Annotated in this window: 18 protein-coding genes; all 18 read right to left on the bottom strand. The window is 47.5% G+C overall.

All coding sequences use genetic code 11. The annotated features are described in order from the left end of the window. Positions 1-549: 549 nt before the first annotated feature. Complete coding sequence (locus V6B33_RS14035) at positions 550-1,695, bottom strand: homogentisate 1,2-dioxygenase (protein WP_334218379.1); 1,146 nt, start codon at positions 1,693-1,695, stop codon at positions 550-552. Beyond that, positions 1,643-2,626, bottom strand: coding sequence for a fumarylacetoacetate hydrolase family protein (locus V6B33_RS14030; protein WP_334218378.1), 984 nt, complete (start codon positions 2,624-2,626; stop codon positions 1,643-1,645). The genes V6B33_RS14035 and V6B33_RS14030 overlap by 53 nt, the downstream gene beginning before the upstream one ends. 6 nt (positions 2,627-2,632) lie before the next feature. Continuing rightward, a complete protein-coding gene (locus V6B33_RS14025; RefSeq protein WP_334218377.1) occupies positions 2,633-3,244 on the bottom strand; it encodes a flavin reductase family protein in 612 nt (203 codons plus the stop codon). After that, the gene (hisC, locus tag V6B33_RS14020) at positions 3,245-4,354 is read right to left on the bottom strand and encodes a histidinol-phosphate transaminase (protein WP_334218376.1); all 1,110 of its coding nucleotides are present in this window, start codon (positions 4,352-4,354) and stop codon (positions 3,245-3,247) included. Between the two features lie 217 nt (positions 4,355-4,571). Further along, a complete protein-coding gene (hppD, locus tag V6B33_RS14015) occupies positions 4,572-5,687 on the bottom strand; it encodes a 4-hydroxyphenylpyruvate dioxygenase (protein ID WP_334218375.1) in 1,116 nt (371 codons plus the stop codon). A 109-nt stretch (positions 5,688-5,796) separates the two neighbouring features. After that, positions 5,797-7,227, bottom strand: coding sequence for a dihydrolipoyl dehydrogenase family protein (locus tag V6B33_RS14010; protein WP_334218374.1), 1,431 nt, complete (start codon positions 7,225-7,227; stop codon positions 5,797-5,799). After that, the gene (locus tag V6B33_RS14005) at positions 7,228-8,424 is read right to left on the bottom strand and encodes a dihydrolipoamide acetyltransferase family protein (RefSeq protein ID WP_334218373.1); all 1,197 of its coding nucleotides are present in this window, start codon (positions 8,422-8,424) and stop codon (positions 7,228-7,230) included. Positions 8,425-8,449: 25 nt separating this feature from the next. Next, positions 8,450-9,445, bottom strand: coding sequence for an alpha-ketoacid dehydrogenase subunit beta (locus V6B33_RS14000; RefSeq protein WP_334218372.1), 996 nt, complete (start codon positions 9,443-9,445; stop codon positions 8,450-8,452). Then, positions 9,442-10,512, bottom strand: a complete 1,071-nt coding sequence (gene pdhA / locus V6B33_RS13995; protein WP_334218371.1) for a pyruvate dehydrogenase (acetyl-transferring) E1 component subunit alpha — start codon at positions 10,510-10,512, stop codon at positions 9,442-9,444. The genes V6B33_RS14000 and pdhA overlap by 4 nt, the downstream gene beginning before the upstream one ends. Before the next feature lie 278 nt (positions 10,513-10,790). Beyond that, positions 10,791-11,897 carry a Leu/Phe/Val dehydrogenase gene (locus V6B33_RS13990; protein ID WP_334218370.1) on the bottom strand — a complete coding sequence of 369 codons (1,107 nt, stop codon included), beginning with the start codon at positions 11,895-11,897 and terminating at the stop codon, positions 10,791-10,793. A 52-nt stretch (positions 11,898-11,949) separates the two neighbouring features. Beyond that, the gene (locus tag V6B33_RS13985) at positions 11,950-12,345 is read right to left on the bottom strand and encodes a thioesterase family protein (protein WP_334218369.1); all 396 of its coding nucleotides are present in this window, start codon (positions 12,343-12,345) and stop codon (positions 11,950-11,952) included. Between the two features lie 187 nt (positions 12,346-12,532). Next, on the bottom strand, positions 12,533-13,327 hold the full coding sequence (locus V6B33_RS13980) for an ABC transporter ATP-binding protein (RefSeq protein WP_334218368.1): 795 nt from the start codon (positions 13,325-13,327) through the stop codon (positions 12,533-12,535). Beyond that, positions 13,302-14,333 carry an ABC transporter permease gene (locus tag V6B33_RS13975; protein WP_334218367.1) on the bottom strand — a complete coding sequence of 344 codons (1,032 nt, stop codon included), beginning with the start codon at positions 14,331-14,333 and terminating at the stop codon, positions 13,302-13,304. Before V6B33_RS13975 ends, V6B33_RS13980 begins: the two co-directional genes overlap by 26 nt. A gap of 17 nt (positions 14,334-14,350) precedes the next feature. Continuing rightward, positions 14,351-15,358: an ABC transporter substrate-binding protein gene (locus tag V6B33_RS13970; protein ID WP_334218366.1), complete on the bottom strand. Its 1,008-nt coding sequence runs from the start codon at positions 15,356-15,358 to the stop codon at positions 14,351-14,353. 328 nt (positions 15,359-15,686) lie between these two features. Then, a complete protein-coding gene (locus tag V6B33_RS13965; protein ID WP_334218365.1) occupies positions 15,687-16,634 on the bottom strand; it encodes an NAD(P)H-dependent flavin oxidoreductase in 948 nt (315 codons plus the stop codon). Positions 16,635-16,800: 166 nt separating this feature from the next. Beyond that, positions 16,801-17,676 (bottom strand): phenylacetic acid degradation operon negative regulatory protein PaaX, encoded by an 876-nt coding sequence (gene paaX / locus V6B33_RS13960; RefSeq protein ID WP_334218364.1) that lies wholly within the window; start codon positions 17,674-17,676, stop codon positions 16,801-16,803. 196 nt (positions 17,677-17,872) lie between these two features. After that, positions 17,873-19,075 (bottom strand): thiolase family protein, encoded by a 1,203-nt coding sequence (locus tag V6B33_RS13955; RefSeq protein WP_334218363.1) that lies wholly within the window; start codon positions 19,073-19,075, stop codon positions 17,873-17,875. Beyond that, positions 19,072-19,947 carry a 3-hydroxyacyl-CoA dehydrogenase gene (locus tag V6B33_RS13950; protein WP_334218362.1) on the bottom strand — a complete coding sequence of 292 codons (876 nt, stop codon included), beginning with the start codon at positions 19,945-19,947 and terminating at the stop codon, positions 19,072-19,074. The genes V6B33_RS13955 and V6B33_RS13950 overlap by 4 nt, the downstream gene beginning before the upstream one ends. Positions 19,948-19,988: the final 41 nt, after the last annotated feature.

Here is a 19,988-nt window from a genome sequence, read left to right as displayed (position 1 = left end):
CTTTGTCCTTATCATGTTTGTTTGAAATAAATTTTTTTGAAATTTTTTTAATGAGTCATTATTCATTTGTTTGGAGGGATGTTTGGGTGGATTTGACGGTTTTTATCCTTCTTTTTTATAGAAAGGGTAATTGGGACTAGATATTTTAGGAAGATCGGTTCTCATTATATTCAACTAATTGATAATGCCCTTTGAATACCGCAGTTGATTTCCGTGCAGGACTTCGCTTTCCGCGGGCGAGCGGGGAGCCTCCTCGTCGCACTATCTTAAGAGGTGCCAAGTGTCCAGCTGCAGGGCTTAGAGGAACATGTCATAAGCCTCTGAGCAAAGCCCTTCCGCTTTTCTGTTAGGAGTCTTTGTCCTGCACTCCAATCAACTGCTGGAACGGTTCTCAATAATATCTAGTTAAAATAAATCTCATAACAATTGTATTTTCTCACTCAATCGAGATCATTACATCTACTCCTCCCAAAATTAAAATCCCTCTAAATAAAAAACCAATTTAAAATGCTTAAACAGCACTTTAAATTGGTTCGTTTGCAGGATATTTTATGTCCAAGTGAACATGTACTTCTCATCTTCGATATCTTTTGCTTTTTTGACAATTTTCAATGGTTTGAATGTATCGATCATGACGGCAAGTTCCAATGTTTCTTTTTTGCCGATGCTTGCTTCCGTGGTCCCCGGATGCGGGCCATGGGGGATTCCGCTTGGGTGGAGGGTGATCGACCCTTCCTTGATCCCTTTGCGGCTCATGAAATTCCCCTCCACATAGTACAGCAGCTCATCGCTGTTTACGTTGCTGTGGTTGTATGGAGCCGGAATGGACTCCGGATGGTAATCATATAATCTCGGGACAAATGAACACACCACGAAGTTATGCCCTTCAAATGTCTGGTGGACCGGAGGCGGCTGATGGACACGCCCGGTGATCGGCTCGAAGTCCTCGATGTTGAACACCCAAGGATATAAATAGCCGTCCCAGCCGACCACATCAAGCGGATGATGATCCATCACATGTGAATGCAGGGCTCCTCTTGATTTCAGGATGATTTCGAACTCGCCTTTTTCATCATGGGTCTCAAGTTTCTCCGGCCCCCTCAAATCTCGTTCGCAAAATGGACTGTGTTCGAGTAGCTGGCCGTATTCATTGCGGTAGCGGCGCGGAGTGGTGATTTGACTGAAAGATTCCACAATCAGCATCTTTGTGTCTTCCTCAGGAACGACGCGGTATATCGTGCCGATCGGAATTACGACGTAATCCCCTTTTCCATATTTGATCGTGCCGAACATCGATTCTACTTTCCCTTTACCGAAATGGATGTATAGTATTTCATCTCCATCACCGTTACGGTAATAACCCTTCATTTCCTCTGTGACAAAAGCAGTGCCGATCAGCAGGTCGGTGTTACCTAGCAGGTATTCCCTGCTTTCCAGCGCATCGCCCTTCTTTTCCACCCCGTCCGTCATGAAGTGGCGGTGGCGGACCGCCCCATCCTTTTCGAATTCAGGCATATAGCTGCCGAGGTATTCTGTCTTGGTGACAGCTGTCGGCAAATGATGATGATAGAGGATCGATTGAGTACCCGAGAATCCTTTCGTCCCCATCACCTGTTCCCTGAAGAGGGTGCCATCTTCTTTCTTAAACATGGTGTGACGTTTGTGAGGGATTTCCCCCATTTGGCGGTAGAACATGGTTTTCCTCCTCTCTGGCGACCGCGACCTTGTTTCGCAGCACGCCCAGTCCGTCTATTTCCAATTCGACTTCATCCCCTGATTTCAGCCAGCGGTGGGTTTCCGTCCCAAGCTCCAGGATGCAGCCGGTCCCGACCGTCCCCGAGCCGATGACTTCTCCGGGATAGAGGGTCACGTCTTTCGAAGCCCTCTCGATCATGTCGGCAAACGTGTAGTGAATATCTTTGTAATTCCCTTTTGATAACAGTTTTCCATTCACTTTAGCCGTCATGGCCAGATCAAACCGGTCCCCATCACGGAAAGCGTCCATTTCATCCTTCGTCACTAAATATGGACCGAATGAAGTGGCAAAATCCTTCCCTTTTGCCGGACCGAGGCCAACCTTCATTTCATGCTTCTGAATATCCCTTGCACTCCAGTCATTCATGATGAAGTAGCCATAGATATGATCTTCTGCATTTTCCCTTGAGATGTTCCGGCCTTCCTTTCCAATCACACAGGCAATTTCCAGCTCGTAATCGAGCCATTCACAGCCGGCTGGTCCAATGACCGCTTCGTCTGGTCCTTTTACCGCCAGATGATTGGTGAAATAGAAGACTGGAATGTCATACCACTCCGGTACTACATCCATCCCCCTCCGTTTGCGTGCGGTTTTGACATGCTCTTCGAATGCATAAAAGTCCCGGATGCTGACCGGGCGGGGAATCGGAGCTTTCAGTGTAACTTCTTTAAGTGGATACACCCCTTTTTCCCCGCCGGAAGAAGTCCTGAGCCCAGTTATTTTTTTCAGTGCATCTTCTCCGCGTTCGATCAGCAGTACGATATCCTTCGGCAAGTCGCCGCCGGTTACTTCATGAAGATCGATGACGAATTCACCTTGAACGATACCTGCTCTGACTTCTTTTCCATTAAGAAAACTTACGAGTTTCATCTCTTCTCACCTTTTTCGAATCATTTCAAAAGAATCGGACAACGGTTTTGTATACAATTGCCCTGCAAGTCTTCCTACAGGCTTTAACTTATCGGAATCAATCTTCCCGTCGTAATGGAGCTCATCATCGATCCTGACGCATTCCACCTTACCGATGACAAGGCTTCCAGATCCCGGCTGATCTCCGAAGTGAAGTACTTGATGCAGTTTACACTCGAGTTGTACCTTGCTCTCTGCAACACCAGGGGGCTTCACGGTGATCGATTCTTTCTTCGTCAGACCGACTTGATCGAATTCATCCACACCCCGCTCGTATTCAATCGCACAGTTATTCATCTCCTCAACGAATTCCTCGCTCACAATATTGATGACAAATTCATTCGTTGTTTCGATATTGGTGAGAGTGTCTTTCTTGCTCCCGTCTTTTCCTTTCCTCATGGGTGAGAAACAGACCAACATCGGTTCAGCCGAAATGGCCGTAAAAAAACTGTAAGGAGCGAGATTCGCCCTTCCCTCCTCATCCAGGGAAGAGACAAAGGCAATCGGACGGGGCAATATACTGCCGATCATTAATTTATACGCATCCTGCCAGGGAAGGGTGTGAGGTTTGATATCCATTCACTCTCCTCCTTTTGCGTTTAAGATTTCTTCCAATGAAGAAACGAATCGCTTATTGTCGTCCTCTGTACCGATCGTGACCCGCACGGTCGTTGGATATCCAAGCAGGGTTCCCGATCGGACTACGATCCCCCTTTTGACAAGTTCGGTGGATACATGGTCACCGTTCAGACCTGTGTCCAACATGATGAAGTTCGACTGTGATGGAAAATAGCTGACTCCCAAACGGTGAAACTCACTTTCCAGGAATTCGCGGCCAATTTGGTTCTTATGAGTACATTCCCGAATGAATGCCTGATCTTCCAGCGCGATGACGGCCGATCGCTGAGCGACCATATTTACATTGAATACGTCCTTCACCTTTCTAAGTTGTTCAGCGATCTCTTCATTCATGACGCCGAACCCGACACGCAGCCCTGCAAGCCCATAAATCTTTGAGAAGGTTCGGAGGGTGATCAAGTTGTCAAACTGTGACATTAACGGCAGGGTTTCGAGATAATCATCTGTAGTGACGTATTCCATGTATGCTTCGTCGACGACCACTAATATGTGGGAAGGAATGCTTTCAATGAATTCCAGGAGCTCTTTTTTGCCGACAATGGTCCCTGTCGGATTGTTCGGGTTGCAGACGAATATGAGCCTTGTTTTAGAAGTGACCGCTTCTGCCATAGCTTTCAGGTCATGCGTTCCGTCAACCAAAGGGACGATAACGGGAGAGCCTCCCTCAATAAATACGTTCGTTTGATACCTCGGAAACGTCACATCCGCCATGATCGCTTCGTCTCCGCAGGTCATATACGCCCTCGTCAGAAGGCGGATGACTTCGTCCGATCCGTTGCCGAACACCAGCTTTTCTTTTTTCACTCCTAAAAAGTCTGCGACTTTGGTCGAAAGCTCGACGGCTGCCCCGTCCGGGTAAAGAAAAAGATCTCCGTCCTGTTCCTTGAACCATTTCTTTACATTCGGGGAACAGCCATAAATGTTCTCATTTTCAGAGAGCTTTCTGATCGTGCTCAAACCATGCTCTTTTTGCAGATCGGCTACTGTCTTCCCCAATACATAGGGAGCGATATGCGTCACCGCTTCTCTCGTTTTAAACTTAAGTGCCATACGTGATCCTCGCCTTCCTCATGGATGAAGGGGGCTGACCCGTTTCGAGTGAAAGCTCTCTTCCTCACCGAATACTGCCTATGGCGTATATTCAGCAGAAATCTGCTTTCCTCTCACGGGTCAACCCCCTGACCGGTCCCTTTGACCCCAATATCTCTCTATTCTCTTTATCTCTTTATGTCCCTATTTTCTTTATCTCTCTCTATTTATGATTACTTTATAGATTCCCGCGGCGCTCCTGTTCTCGTTCGATTGATTCGAAGAGTGCTTTGAAGTTCCCTTCACCGAAACCTCTGGCACCTTTACGCTGGATGACTTCGATGAACAGTGTCGGGCGGTCGACAATCGGTTTGGTGAAGATTTGAAGGAGATATCCCTCATCATCACGGTCTACCAAAATATTAAGTTCTTTAATTTTCGAAATTTCCTCATCGATTTCCCCGACGCGTTCTGAAAGCATCTCATAGTAAGAGTCCGGTGTGTTCAGGAACTCGACTCCGTTTTCTTTTAAAATGCTGACCGTCTTAACGATGTCTTCCGTCAAGATCGCGATATGCTGGACACCAGGTCCTCCGTAGAATTCAAGGTATTCTTCGATCTGGGATTTGCGTTTCCCTTCAGCCGGCTCGTTGATCGGAAATTTGATTCTTCCTCCATTGTGCATGACCTTGGACATAAGAGCAGAGTATTCAGTAGTGATATCTTCATTGGTGAAATGACGCATTTCCTTGAAGCCCATCACTTTCTCATAATATTCGACCCACTCTTCCATTCTCTCAACATTTCCAACCACATGGTCGACTGCAATGATTCCAGCATCCTCATTACTTAATGCAGAATCGTATTTTTCGAAGCCCGGCATGAATATACCCTTGTAATCCTTACGCTCGATCAGTGTATGGACCGTATCCCCGTATGTACCGATCACGGCTTTTTTCAGGGAGCCTTCATCATCTTCAAGGGATTGCGGAGGCATGATTTCTATCGCACCGCGTTCCACTGCACCAGTGTAAGCCTTTTCAATATCGTCCACCATAAGGGCGATGTCCTTGATTCCATCTCCATGCTTATGGATGAACTGTGCCACCCGGCTGCCTTCGTGCAGGCTGCCCGTCACAACAAGACGGACCTTGTTTTGCTGCAGCACATAGGACACAGTATCGCGGTTTCCTGTTTCAAGCCCTGAATAAGCAACGGTTTTAAAACCGTATGCCGTGCAGAAGAAATGAGCGGTCTGCTTGGCATTCCCTGCATAGTACTCTAAATAGTCAACATCCCTTACTGGAAATAGCTCTTCTGCTTGTTCTCTTTTCTTCGCCGTATTCTCTTGCATCCTAATCCCTCCAGATAATTTTATATATTCTGAATTCATCGTAAATAATTCCGCTCATCTTCTCAAGAGCGGCCGGTAAAGCTTAAACGCTTTTCTGCAGTAAAGTGCGTTATCTTCCCGCCGGTTCCTTTTTGCGCGGTGCGAGATGAACAGGCGTTCCCTTTAGTCCTTCCACCGCTTCCAACAGACTTTCTCCAAACCCTGGATGTGCATAGTGCGGAAAGATGAAATCCTCGTCCCTTGCCGCCATTTCAAGTCCAAGCACCCCGGATTGTATCAGTTCCACCGCTCCTGCTCCGATCATATGCACACCTAGAATCAGGTCGGTTTCCCTATCGCAGACGATCTTCACCTGTCCGTCGGAAGAACCGGTCACACTTGCATAGCCGTTTGCTTTTACAGGAAACGCGCTCGTTGAAACTTTATACCCCTCTTCTTCCGCTTCTCTTTCATTCAACCCTGCATACGCCACCGGCGGCGTGAGCTGGATGACTGTCGGAATATGCCGGAGGTCGACTTCCGGCTGGCCTCCCGTGATAGCTTCAGCAGCCGCTTTTCCCTGCTTGATCGCTTTTACTGCGAGTGACGGACCCTCTGTCACATCCCCGATCGCCCAGAGCGATCCGATGGAGGTTTGCCCCCTCCGGTCGGTTTGGATATATCCGTCCCCGGTCAATTCGATTCCCAATCGGTCTAGGCCAAGTTTTCCGAGGTTCGGCTTGACTGTTCCGCTCACAACAAAGTGACTGCTTTCAATCGAGATGATTTCATCATTTTCTTTTTTCAGGACGGTACGCACCCGGTCACCTGAACAGGTGACTTCCTGAAGAATACTCTTTTTCAGAACGGTCATTTTTTGCTTTTTAAAAAGCCTAAGGAGTTCCTTTGAGATGGAAGGATCAACCGGGAGATCTTCCGGTATGATGAGCGTCACTTTAGTGCCCAGCACAGCGAACGATGAGGCTATTTCAAGTGATATATAGTCCGCGCCATAGACGGCAAGTTCAACCGGCAATTCGTCCAGAGTGAAAATTTCCCGTTCATTGAGTATCCTTTCTGAGTCAAAATCAATGCCCGCAGGATAATGAAATTCCCCTCCTGCTGCGATGATCGCGTGTTTGAAATTAAACAGTGAGAAATCGTGTCCATTTTCCACACCGATTCGAGTTTCAGAGAGAAAAGACGCGGTTCCTTTCACTATCTCAACTCCATTAGTTTTACAAAGTGCTTCCACACCTTTTCGCAGCTGGGTGATCTTTTTGTCTCTATAGTTTTGGAGAGTGCTCATATTCAGCTTTGTTTCAGGAAATTCGATTCCCATCTCGGACAGGTGACCGAGCTTCTTATATTCCTGGGCAAAATGGGTGAAGATCTTGGATGGGATACAGCCTTTGTTCAGGCACGTTCCACCGAGTTCTTCTTTTTCTACGAGGGTGACACTCCGTCCCAGACCTGCAGCCCTGATGGCTGCATGATATCCGCCCGGGCCACCTCCGATGACGACGACATCTTTGTCTTCCGTGATTTCTCCGACTACCATTTATATCAACTCCAGAAGCAAGGTTTGAGGCTCTTCGATGAGATCACGAAGACGATTGGTAAAGCGTACTGCGGTACCGCCATCTACGATCCGATGATCGAATGCCATCGACACATTCATCATTGAACGGATGACGATTTCATCCTGATTGTTTACCATCGGCCGCTTTTTCGTTTTATGGAAGGCAAGTAAGCCGGCTTCAGGTTCATTGATGATCGGTGTCGCACCGATTGATCCGTTCAGCGGTCCCACGTTGCTGACCGTAAATGTTCCGCCGGTTATGTCTTGGATGGACAGCTTATTTTCCTGCGCTCCCCGTGTGAGTTCCTTCATTTCCTGTTGAATGTCCTTCATCGATTTCAATTCTACATTCTTAATGACAGGCACGATCAAACCATCTTCAGTATCAGTGGCAATTCCGATATGGTGTTCATTTTTAAGGTGAACACACTCATTTTCTTCATCCAGTACCGCATTGAAGACCGGGAACTCTTTTAAGCAGACCGAAATGACCTTGATGAAATATGCACCCATTGAAATGGATTGCCCGTTGTATTTCAACGTTTCTTTCCATTCCAAAAGATTCGTTACATCGATTTCTTCAAAGTGAGTACAATGCGCGATGGTTCGAAGGGAATGTGACATTTTGGATGCGATTTGCCTGCGTCTTCCTTTAAATGGAATCGTGTTTCGCCCCCGGTCGGAAGTGTTTGCCTGAACCGGCTTTGCTGTGAAGTCAGTCTCAACTATTATTGGTTCTTCATGTGAGGGTTGAACTCTCTCTCCTTGAATGAAGGAGTATACATCATCATCGAGAATGCGTCCGCCTGCCCCGCTGCCATTGACGTCACCCAGGTTGACCCCATTTTCTCTTGCGATTTTCCTGGTATAAGGGGAAGCAAGCACTCTTCTTGCCCGGATTCCATGAGGCATTTTAGGTGTTATGATTGCTTCGGTCACCCCTTCTTCCTTTTCCATCAGCAGGACGGTCGTTCCGACAGGGATCGTTTCTCCTTCCCCCACTTTTAACTCTTTGATTCTTCCAGAAAAAGGAGCAGGGATCTCAGCCGTCATTTTATCCGTTTGCACTTCCACCAGCGGCTGGTCCGCTTTGACGGTATCCCCTGCTTTGACAAGAAATTGATTTACATTCGCTTCTGTCATGCCTTCTCCGATATCGTGAAGCTTGACTTCCATAAACTCCCCCCTTTTTACTATTAATCTAATATTCTGCAACCCTTTTCACTGCCTCAAATACCCGTTTACGGTCAGGCAGATAAAAGTCTTCATATCCGAAGTACGGAACTGGTGTGTCAAAGCCCGTTACTCGTTCTACAGGTGCTTTTTGATATAAGAATGATGTATCATTGATGATCGCGATTACATCATTTCCTACGCCGCCCGTTGCATGTGCTTCATGGACGACGACTGTCCTGCCTGTTTTCTGGACGGAGCTTGAAATCAGGTCTTTGTCGAGCGGATAAAGTGTGCGGAGATCAAGCACTTCACAGGAGATACCCTGCTCCTCCGCTTCCCTGGCTGCTTCTTCCGCGACTTTCACCATGGCACCCCAGGCGATGATCGTGACGTCTTCTCCTTCACTCACCACCTTGCCCTTTCCGATTTCGACCTTATATTTTTCTTCCGGTACTTCCTCACGGGATGAACGGTAGCACCTCATCGGCTCAAGAAAGAGGACCGGGTCAGGATCTTCAATCGCAGCGACCATTAGACCCTTTGCATCATAAGGGTTTGAAGGACAAACCACTTTGATGCCGGGCATATGGGTGAAGATCGCCTCGGTACTGTCAGAGTGGATTTCCGGCGCCCTCACTCCGGCCCCGTATGGTGCTCTGATCACAATCGGACATGTATAATGACCAAGTGTACGGGAGCGGAGACGGGAGGCATGGGTCATGATCTGCTCATATGCCGGATAAATGAATCCCATGAACTGAATTTCCGCTACCGGCCTGAAGCCGTTCACGGCCATCCCGATCGCAGCACCGATAAAACCCGCTTCACTTAATGGAGTATCCATCACCCTGTCCTCACCGAACTCTGCCTGCAGTCCGTCGGTTGCCCGGAATACACCTCCGTTGGTACCGATATCCTCTCCCATCAGCAGCACATCATCGTGTTCTGCGAGCATCACCCTCATCCCATCCGTGATGGCTCCGACCATGGTCAGCATGTTTGTCTTCGTTAACGTGTTCATCGACTCACTCCTCCCATGTTTTTCAGGAACTTTTCTTTTTGTTCCCTGATTGTCCACGTAGGGGTTTCAAACACATAGTCAAAAATCACACTCGGGTCGGGGGAAGGATATGCCTCCAGGTCCTCGACTGCGAGATCGACTTCCTTAACACATTCCTTTTCCACGGAATTCATCCACTCTTCATCGATCCAGTCTTTTTTCTTCATGAACTTCACGAGCCTGCTTACCGGGTCATTGTCCCGTCGCCTCGCATCACTTTCAAGCTGGTCGCGGTACTTTGTCGGATCATCCGCAGTCGTATGTGCACCGTACCTCCATGTTACCGATTCGATCAAGGTTGGCCCGTCTCCGTTTCTCGCGCGCTCAAGAGCTTTTTTCGTTTCAAAATACACAGCAAAAATATCATTGCCGTCTATCCTGATTCCAGGGATATCATAAGCCAGCGCTTTCTGGGCAATGGTTTTTGTTTTCATTTGTTTATGCAGCGGAACTGAGATTGCATAATGATTATTCTGATTGAAAAAAACAACCGGTGCCTCCCATACGCTTGCAAGATTCAGGCCTTCATGGAAATCCCCTTCTGAAGTTGCACCGTCGCCGAAATAAACAATTGCGGCATTCCTCGTCCCTTTCCTCTTTTCGGCATAAGCCGCCCCGACCGCATGCGGGAGCTGTGTGGCAATCGGGATCCCCGGCGTGAAGATGTGCTTTCCTTCCGGAGGTACACACCCTTCATTTCTCCCTTTCCAGAATAGGAGGATGTGGAGCAGGGAATGACCGAATGTCATGGTGGCCCCGTGGTCACGGTAGGTCGGAAACAGCCAGTCTTTTTCATCTAAGGCAAGGGCGGTCCCGACCTGTGAGGCTTCCTGACCTTCAAAGGGTGCATAAGTTCCGATCCGGCCTTGCCGCTGAAGGCTCACTGCTTTGCGGTCAAAGGTGCGTATCCTGATTAAATGTCTGTAAAAGTGACGGGCCATTTCTTCAGAAATCTCGTTTTCATACTCGTTTCGAATAAGTTCTCCCTGATTGTCCATCACCTGGGTTATTGGAAAATCCTCGATCATTTCATCACCTCGTGTGGTGGTTTATTTTTATTGTCCAGCTCCGGCGGCTAGCTCCTCGAGGTCATAAGCCATGGCTGCCATAAAGGCAAAATCGCCTTTTTGGCACCCCTGTCTTATGCTTGTCGGGGCTGAGCAAGCCGCCTCCGCTTTTCTTTTTGTCCAGCTCCGGCGGCTAGAGGCTCGAGGTCATAAGCTAAATGGTCCATGAAGGCAAAAGACGCCTTCATGGCACATTCATCTTATGCTTGTCGCCTCTGAACGAGCCGCCTCCGCTTTTCTTATTGACGTACTGCCCATTTCGGCCGTTTCATGTGGGAGAAGAAGCTGTTTCTTCTGGAGCGGGAGTGGATGCGGTCTTCACAGAACCGGTCCGCTGCTTCCATTGTCGTCATCTGCTGGTTCTCTGCTTGAAGGTAGATATTCTGCAGGGTGTTGTAGATGGCACTTGTTTTTTGAAGGACACGTTCTTTATTCGGTTCGTATAATTCATCCGCTACCTGAATCAATCCGCCGGCATTGACGATATAGTCAGGGGCGTAAAGAATTCCTTTCTCATGGAGCTTCAGGCCGTGGGACAAATCCAGCAGCTGATTATTGGCAGAACCTGCGACTGCTTTTACCTTCAATTGATCGACCGTCTCATCATTGATGATCCCGCCGATTGCACATGGGACGAATACATCGGCATCGACTGAGTAAATTTCATCGCCTGTCACCACTTTGATGGCAGCTCCCATATTTTTCGCTTTCGTCACCAATTGGTCGATGGAGTTTTGATTGATGTCGGTCACATACAAATCAGCACCTTCATCCAGCAGTCGCTCCGCCACTTTATAGCCTACTTTACCAAGACCCTGGATGGCATAGCTTTTCCCGTGCAGGTCCCTGGAGCCCCAAATGGTCTGGTTGGTTGCCTGCAGTCCATAGATAACACCCATCGCAGTCGGAATCGACGAGTCGCCGCTTCCTCCGTAAACTTCGTCTACCCCCACGATGCAATTTGTCTCCTTAAGGGCATAAACAAAGTCCTCGGGTTCAGTCCCCATGTCTGTGCCGGTATAGAAACGGCCGTTCAATGATTCCACGAACTGACCGAATGCACGGAACAGCTCCGGATGTTTATCCTTCGCGGGATCCCCTATGATGACGGCCTTCCCTCCTCCAAAATCCACATCCGCTGCCGCGCACTTATAGGTCATCCCTTTTGAGAGACGCAGCACGTCGTTCAATGCTTCATCCACTGATGCATACGGTCTCATCCGGCATCCGCCCAGAGCCGGTCCCAGTGTTGTGTTATGTATGGCGATGATGGCTTTGAGTCCTGTATCTTCATCATTACAAAAAACGACTTGTTCATGGTTCTTGATTTGTTCAAACATATCCATATCTCTTCCCCCAGACATTTTTGTAAACGCTTACAGATTAGAGCTCAAAAAATTATATACGTTCGATTCTTCGTTTTATTCTTTCTTTGGGCAGGATAACCTGTTTGACCTCTCCCCTGCCGATGATCCTATCATTCTTGAAATCTCTCACAATCACTTCGGTGAGGATGATGTTTCTTTCATATTTACTGACCGAAGCTTTGATTTCAAGCTTGGAACCTGTTCCTGCTGGCGCCATGTGCTCTACGGTCACTTTGGCTCCCATGCCTTCTTCGTCCTCCTCAAGGTAAGGGAGAATGATCTTTCTTGAGGCCCATTCCATATGGTACACCATCGATACCGTTGAATAGACGGGATGAACCACATCTCCTTCAAACTGGGCATGCATGGCCGGGGTCACTTCCGTCATGATTGTGGCGTTATGCCCTTCTGCTAATCCGGACTTCATTGCTTTCCCCCTTTAAACCAACGCATTATACATATTCATATAACGTTAATTTAACGATATAATAACATTCAGTATTATAAATAGTCAATATATTGTTAAAATTTAAATAACTATCAAAGAATACCCTGAAGGCCCACCCCGCGGTGCTTTAACGCAAAAAAGCAGCGGGATGGAACCCCGCTGCTTTTTAGGATAATAGTGCGCGGTCGCTTGCCAGCTTGCTTCCGCGGATTCGTTGAAATTCATTAAGGAGCCCTTCGACAGTCAGTCGCTTCTTTTCCTCTTCATTGACTTCGAGGATGATCTGGCCTTTATCCATCATGATCAGACGGTTACCGAGATCCAATGCCTGCTGCATATTGTGGGTCACCATCAGGGTTGTCAGATGATAGTTTTCCACTATCTCTTTTGTCAGGTTTGTGATCAAATCGGCCCGTGCCGGATCAAGGGCAGCGGTATGCTCATCCAGGAGCAGGATCGATGGTTCCGTGAACGTCGCCATCAATAAGGAAAGCGCCTGCCTTTCTCCTCCGGACAGCAGTCCCACCTTGGCATTCAACCGGTTTTCCAGTCCCAGGTGCAGAGTTTCCAGGACTTCCCGGAAAAACTCTTTCCTCTTCTTCGTCACACCGAGCCGGAAAGTCCTCGTCCGGTTTCTCGAATAAGCCATGGCCAGGTTTTCCTCGATTGTCATGGACGGGGCAGTACCCGCCATAGGGTCCTGAAAGACACGTCCGATCAACTTCGATCTTTTGTATTCAGATACCTTGGATACGTCGTGATCATCGATCAGCACGTTCCCGACATCTGGCAGCAGCACTCCTGATACGATATTCATCAACGTCGATTTCCCTGCCCCATTACTTCCGATTACCGTAACGAAATCTCCCGGCTTCATGGTCAGCTGAATATCGTCAAGGGCGATTTTTTCATCCGGTGTCCCTTCATTGAACACCTTATGAATTCGATTTAATTGCAGCACCGTCATCACCCTTTCCTTCAGAAGTCATAGAAACCTTGTTCAGCCTCTCGTTCATACGCTGCGCCTTGCGTTTCTTATCTTTATAACGGTCCATCACTTTAGGCATGATCAATGCCAAAATGACGATGACGGCCGTGATCAGCTTCATATCTCCCGTTTCCAGGAACTCCACCCGGAGCGCCATACTGACCACGAGGCGGTAGATGATCGCTCCCCCAATGACAGCGAGCGTAGTGCGGGCGATTGTCTTTGTCCCGAATAACGCTTCCCCGATGATGACCGATGCTAGACCGATGATGATCATCCCGATTCCCATGCCGACATCGGCAAAACGGCTGTATTGGGCAATCAATGCACCGGACAAAGCGACCATGCCATTCGAGATCCCCAATCCAAGGATGATCATTAAGTTGGTATTGGCGGAGAAACTGCGGATCATGCGCTGGTTATCGCCAGTGGCCCGCAAAGCCAGACCGATTTCGGTTTTCAGGAAGGCGTCCGTCAGGAATTTGATGGCAAGCGTAATGATCACCATGATGAATAAAATGCTCCATGTCCCCGGCATCGGTTCACCGAGACCCATAGCCATCCAAAGGTTATTCATGGCCGCATCGATTCCGAGCGGAGCCCATATTCCTTCAATTCCACTAAAAGCCGTTTCCTGGTTCAATAAAGGTACATTCGATCTTCCCATGATCCTCAGATTGATCGAATACAACGCAATCATCATGAGAATACCCGATAGCAAAGCATTGATCTTTCCGAATGTGTGAAGCAAACCGGTTATACACCCTGCTGCAAATCCAATCACAATCGCAGTGAGTGTAGCGGCAACGGGATTGTAGCCACTTACAATCATGGTGGCGGCGACAGCAGCCCCGGTAACGAAGCTGCCATCCACCGTTAAATCAGGAAAATCCAATATCCGAAAGGACAAGTAGACTCCAAGGGCCATAATCGCGTATATGATTCCAGATTCAAAGGATGCAAATATTGCTGTTGGCACGAATCATCATCCTCCCTTTATTCTGCTTCGATAAACTCTCCCATTTCGGACCATGCTTCCTTGAATTCCACACCTTGCTCTTCTGCTGCTTTTTTGTTAAACATCAATTCGAAGTTTTGCGGCGCTTGAACAGGCAGTTCAGAAGGTTTCTTCTCGCCTTTTAATATTTTGACTGCCATAAGGCCCGTTTCATAACCAAGATCTTCATAGCTGAAACCACTCGCAGCAATCGCACCTTTTTTCAGTGAATCCAATTCTCCCACAAATAGAGGGATATCCTTTTCATTCGCTACACCGATGACAGATTCCAGCGCAGATACCACTGTATTATCTTTCGGGATATAAATGGCATCTACACGGCCGGTAAGTGATTCAGCTGCCTGCTTCACATCAGCTGAAGTGGAAACTGAAGCTTCTACGACCTTTACTCCTTTTTCTTTAGCGAACTTATTGATTTCTTCTGCCTGAACGACAGCATTTTGTTCTCCAGAATTATAAATGATACCGATTGTTTCCGCTTTCACTTCATCCGTGACGAAAGAAAGTGTCTTAGAGATCGCTTCCGGATGAGTATCCGTCGTACCCGTAATATTTTCACCTGGTTCATCGAATGATTTCACCAATTCAGCACCGACTGGATCCGTTACGGAAGTAAACACGATCGGGATATCCTTTGTCGCATTCAATGCATGTTGAGCACTCGGGGTTGAGTTGGCGAAGATGAGATCGACACCGTCACCCACAAGGTTCTTGGCTGCAGTCTGGGAGTTGCTTTGGTCTCCTTGCGCAATCTGAACATCATATTCGACATTATCGCCTTCTTTAAATCCATTTTCTTCCAAAGCTTTCTTAAAGCCTTCGAAAGCTGCATCCAAAGATGGGTGTTCAACAATTTGGGTGACTCCGATGACATATTTCTTGTCACCTTTATCCGCCGACCCCTGCTCGCTTCCTCCGCAGCCGGATAACACCAACATACCTAAGAGCATTGACATGACACCGTATAACAAACTCTTCTTCTTCATTGATATCCCCCTTTTTCTCTTGAAAATTTTTTATGATTAGTAGTCTCAAAGACTAAAAAACCCTTTTTTATGATAAAAATAGCGACCAACGTTACCACAACGTTATATTATCATCCTTGTCACAAAATAGTCAATAATATTCCGAAAATTTAAAAATTAATACTAGTATAGTCGGTTTGGGTAGAAATATCTATAGTTTATGGAAAATGAAAGAGAGAATTTTAAGAGGGCGCCCTGCGGTTTGATCCGGTCTACTTTCACTTTCCGCTTTCAAGTATGCACAGAAAAAAGCATGCCCTTAAAGTACATGCTTTCCCTTTCTATCAATCTATTCTACTCTTCGCAATCCCGCAAAAATGTTCTCAGCATCACTCACCATTTTCTCTATCAATTCTTTCACTGAAGGAATATCAGTGACCAATCCCGATACCTGGCCGCCATTGATGAACCCCTGATCCAGCTTTCCTTCCAATGCCCCGATCCGGTGATAGGTTTCTGAGGTAAGTATACCGAACTCCTCAGCCGGAACACCTTCCTTCTCTTTTCGGATCAATTCAGCTGAGTAAGGCGTCTTCATGACCCTTCTTACTTTTCCGACTGAACGGCCGACAATCACCGTGCTGTCATCGATTGCCTCCAGTAAGGCAGCTTTATAGTGATCATGAAAAGGTGCTTCCCGTGTCGCGATGAAACGGGTACCCATTTGGACGCCGCCTGCTCCGAGTGCAAGCATACTTGCAAGTCCCCGGCCATCGCCGATTCCGCCTGCGGCTGCAACCGGGATGCTTACGGTATCAACGAGTTGCGGAATCAATGCGAGCGTCGTCGTTTCCAGATTGGAATTAATACCTGCCGCTTCATATCCCTCACCTACAATGATATCAGCCCCGGCCTCCTCCGCTTTCTTCGCTTGCTTTCTCGATGCCACCACACAAACCACTTTTACCCCATGTTCATGAAAATAGGGAATGAGCGGCGCAGGATTCCCTGCTGAGAGGGAAACGACGGGTACTTTATGTTTAACCACTAAACGAACCATCTCTGGTAAATGAGGTGTGATGGCAATCGGAATATTTAATGCAAAAGGGTTTGATGTGCGTTTCTTTGTTTCTATAATGATACTTTCCACTTCTTCCGTACCCATGGTCCCGACCCCGATGGTGCCAAGCGCACCAGCTTCGGAAATGGCAGCGGTCAAGGGAGCATTGCTGATATTTCCCATACCGCCTTGAAGAATAGGATATTTTATTTCGAGAGTCTCCGTTAAATTATTCATAAAAATCCCCCTTCGTTAAATTAATGTTATACTGTTAGAAATATTTAGACAAGTCCTTTTCAACGTTATGTCAGGAAAATGATAATGGTGCGGATTGTGATGTGTCCATATGAACTTTAGCTTCCGTGCGCAGTCAAAAACCCCTGCTTTTCAACAGGGGTTTCACTCAATCAAGTAATAAAGGATGGGTCATGATATCATAGCTTCGATCCTTATTTTTCAATTCGTTACCGTCTTCGAATACACTTTCGAAGAAACGTGATGCCGGTTCTGCGAGCTCTTTATAGTATTCTGCAAACAAGGAAGCAGCGTGGGCGCCCAGCCATTTATCAGGAAGCAGGTCTTCCGGGAGACCCGGATCTACGAATAGGAATTTCCGATATTCATGGACGAGCTTTGTTCTCTCCACGAAGCATTCCGCATCGCTCATGTCGCCTTTTTTGATTTTATTTTTATCAATCATGTACTGCTGGCTGTAGCGGGTGATGAATTCCTGGTACCGCTCATTGATCTCCTTCAAGTCCCAGCTCTTTTCGACCAGGCGCTGATTTTCATTCGGTCCTTGGTATTCTGCAATAAAGAAGTCTACATATTCTTTGATGTTATACTTCTTGATCAGGGATTGGACCTGTTTTTCCAAATTGTTCGGGGAAATCCAGGTTGAGGTCGATAGCGTCCCGAATCCGCTCCACACTAATTCTTTGCGGAGCTCGTCACGGATGCTGCGGATTTCTTCAGGGATATTGTACATGAAAATTCTCCACTTACCGTCCCATTCCTGGGGCTTGAGTTTGAAGATCCGGTTTGCCGCCTCTTCCATGCGGTCGACACCCGGTTCGGTCAATGAATAATAGCTTTTATTCCCCTGCTTCTCTGCCTTGACCCATCCCTGTTTATTCATTCTTGAAATCGCTGCACGCACAGCCTGATCGTTGTGGCCGAATTCATTCAGCAGGCGGATGAGACTGCCAATCCATATTTTATTGCCGTAGTGGCGTATATAATCTCCGTAGAGTGTAAAGATCATTGATCTGGTATTCATTGATGCCTCTCCTTTTTGCACCATCACTTTTGTGAAAAAACTTTTTTGTGACGTTCATTTTACGTTTGATTAATATATTATCACAAACAAATAGAAGAATTAACTATTATTGCTCAATTTGTCACAGCTTTCACTCTACCCCGAAAACAATGGCAGTACAATAAGAGGTCCCGTAAACAGCACCCTCTCTCTTTCCTTATTCTATATTTTCCACAATCGTCGCAATACCCTGGCCCACTCCGACACACATCGTTGACAGACCGTACCGTGTCCCGCGCTTCTTCATTTCATGCAGGAGTGTTGTAAGGATCCTCGCACCGCTCGCTCCAAGCGGATGGCCGAATGCAATCGCCCCGCCGTTGACGTTAACGATTTCCTCGTTCAGTCCAAGGTCCCTTACACATGCAATCGATTGGGCGGCAAACGCTTCGTTCAACTCGACCAGCCCGATTTGATCCAGGGAAAGCCCGGCACGTTTTAACGCTTTACGGGTTGCATAGATCGGGCCGAGTCCCATCACTGACGGTTCGAGCCCTGCAGTCGCAGAAGTAACATAACGGGCAAGGGGTTTCAGTCCTAACTCACCAGCTTTGTCCCTGCTCATCAATAACAGTGCCGATGCTCCGTCATTGACACCGGATGCATTTCCGGCCGTGACTGTTCCTTCATTGAATATCGGTGAGAGCTTGCCCAGCTTTTCCATACTTGATTGGGGGCGGGGATGTTCATCTTCTGTCACGACGGTTTCATTCCTTTTTCGATCCGTGATTTTCACTGGAATGATTTCCTCTTTAAATCGTTCTTCTTCCATGGCCTGCTTTGCTTTCATTTGGCTTTGAAAGGCAAACCGGTCTTGTTCTTCCCTGGTGATTTCATACTGCTTAGCGACATTTTCAGCGGTTTCGGGCATGGAATCCGTTCCATATCTTTGTTTGAGGCGGGAATTGACGAATCGCCACCCAATGGTTGTATCGAACATTTCCATATTGCCTCTTGGGAAGTCTTTAGAAGGTTTCGCCATGACGAAAGGAGCCCGTGTCATACTTTCGGTTCCGCCGGCAATGAATATGTCCCCTTCACCGGCAAGAATCGCACGGGCAGCATAATTCACCGCATCCAGACCAGACCCGCACAAGCGGTTGATCGTGGATGCACCGACTTCTACCGGAAGACCGGCAAGGAGTGCGGCCATGCGGGCTACATTCCGGTTGTCTTCTCCCGCTCCATTGGCATTGCCCAGCACGACCTCCTCGATCTCTTCAACAGGCATTCCTGCATTGCGTTCGACCAGCGCCTTGATCACAAGAGCTCCAAGGTCATCGGGGCGAACGTCTTTCAGGGCACCTTTATACTTCCCGATCGGGGTTCTCAATGCATCGACGATAACGACTTCCCTCATGGCCGGCTCTCCTTTTCCTTCGGTTCTGAATAGTCATAAACACCCTTGCCTGATTTCCTGCCAAGCCTTCCAGCCTTGACATATTGCTCTAATAGTGGAGCAGGGCGGTATTTTTCTCCAAGCTTTTCATGCAGATATTTCAGATTATTCAAGCGTGTATCGAGACCGACAAGATCCCCCAGTTCAAATGGTCCCATCGGATAATTCAAGCCAAGCTTGATCGCTTTGTCTATTTCTTCAGGACTTCCGAGCCCTTCTTGCAGCATATAAAAGGCTTCGTTTCCGACCAGCGCACTGATCCTGCTCGTGACGAAACCAGGAAATTCATTGATGACAACTGTTTCTTTACCCATCAATCTGGCAACCTGTTCAATGACTTCAGCTGTCTCATCACTCGTCTCGAGTCCACGCACGATTTCGACGAGAGGCATTTTATGTACAGGATTGAAAAAGTGCATGGCGATGACTTTATCAGGCCGCTTCGTAAACGAACCAATTTCAGTCGGACTCATCGTTGACGTATTGGTTGCCAGATAGCAGTAATCAGGAGCATGCGCATCCAACACCTCGAAAACTCCGCGTTTAATATCCGTTTTCTCCGGAACTGCTTCAATGACAACATCGGCATCACGAACCGTTATGGAAAGATTGGTTGAATAGCTCAGCCGTTCACGCGCCTCCATATACTCCTGATTCGTGATTTTCCCTCTATCCATCCCTTTTCCAAAAATGGCTTGGATCTCTTCCTTGGCATGGTCCAACTGCTCTTGCCTGATATCAACCAGTGTTGTTCTGAAGCCTCCCACCGCACTTACATAGGCGATGCCTCTTCCCATTACACCTGAGCCCACTACAACAATATGCTGTGTCATGTTCGTTTCCTCCTTTATTGCAATAAGGGGTTGACCCCTAA

Source organism: Mangrovibacillus sp. Mu-81, from assembly GCF_036867415.1.
GTDB lineage: Bacteria > Bacillota > Bacilli > Bacillales > Bacillaceae_B > Rossellomorea.
This window is presented reverse-complemented; position numbering and strand designations above follow the sequence as displayed.

What these genes read in the sequence shown, in the direction of transcription:
- hisC (WP_334218376.1), bottom strand. Translation starts at nt 4,354, where the DNA reads ATGGCACTTAAGTTTAAAACGAGAGAAGCGGTGACGCATATCGCTCCC.
- V6B33_RS13970 (WP_334218366.1), bottom strand. Translation starts at nt 15,358, where the DNA reads ATGAAGAAGAAGAGTTTGTTATACGGTGTCATGTCAATGCTCTTAGGT.
- V6B33_RS13965 (WP_334218365.1), bottom strand. Translation starts at nt 16,634, where the DNA reads ATGAATAATTTAACGGAGACTCTCGAAATAAAATATCCTATTCTTCAA.
- V6B33_RS13985 (WP_334218369.1), bottom strand. Translation starts at nt 12,345, where the DNA reads ATGAAGTCCGGATTAGCAGAAGGGCATAACGCCACAATCATGACGGAA.
- paaX (WP_334218364.1), bottom strand. Translation starts at nt 17,676, where the DNA reads ATGAATACCAGATCAATGATCTTTACACTCTACGGAGATTATATACGC.
- V6B33_RS13955 (WP_334218363.1), bottom strand. Translation starts at nt 19,075, where the DNA reads ATGAGGGAAGTCGTTATCGTCGATGCATTGAGAACCCCGATCGGGAAG.
- pdhA (WP_334218371.1), bottom strand. Translation starts at nt 10,512, where the DNA reads ATGATCGAGGATTTTCCAATAACCCAGGTGATGGACAATCAGGGAGAA.
- V6B33_RS14010 (WP_334218374.1), bottom strand. Translation starts at nt 7,227, where the DNA reads ATGGTAGTCGGAGAAATCACGGAAGACAAAGATGTCGTCGTCATCGGA.
- V6B33_RS14025 (WP_334218377.1), bottom strand. Translation starts at nt 3,244, where the DNA reads ATGGATATCAAACCTCACACCCTTCCCTGGCAGGATGCGTATAAATTA.
- V6B33_RS13950 (WP_334218362.1), bottom strand. Translation starts at nt 19,947, where the DNA reads ATGACACAGCATATTGTTGTAGTGGGCTCAGGTGTAATGGGAAGAGGC.
- V6B33_RS14000 (WP_334218372.1), bottom strand. Translation starts at nt 9,445, where the DNA reads ATGAACACGTTAACGAAGACAAACATGCTGACCATGGTCGGAGCCATC.
- V6B33_RS14005 (WP_334218373.1), bottom strand. Translation starts at nt 8,424, where the DNA reads ATGGAAGTCAAGCTTCACGATATCGGAGAAGGCATGACAGAAGCGAAT.
- V6B33_RS14030 (WP_334218378.1), bottom strand. Translation starts at nt 2,626, where the DNA reads ATGAAACTCGTAAGTTTTCTTAATGGAAAAGAAGTCAGAGCAGGTATC.
- V6B33_RS13990 (WP_334218370.1), bottom strand. Translation starts at nt 11,897, where the DNA reads ATGGATATGTTTGAACAAATCAAGAACCATGAACAAGTCGTTTTTTGT.
- hppD (WP_334218375.1), bottom strand. Translation starts at nt 5,687, where the DNA reads ATGCAAGAGAATACGGCGAAGAAAAGAGAACAAGCAGAAGAGCTATTT.
- V6B33_RS14035 (WP_334218379.1), bottom strand. Translation starts at nt 1,695, where the DNA reads ATGTTCTACCGCCAAATGGGGGAAATCCCTCACAAACGTCACACCATG.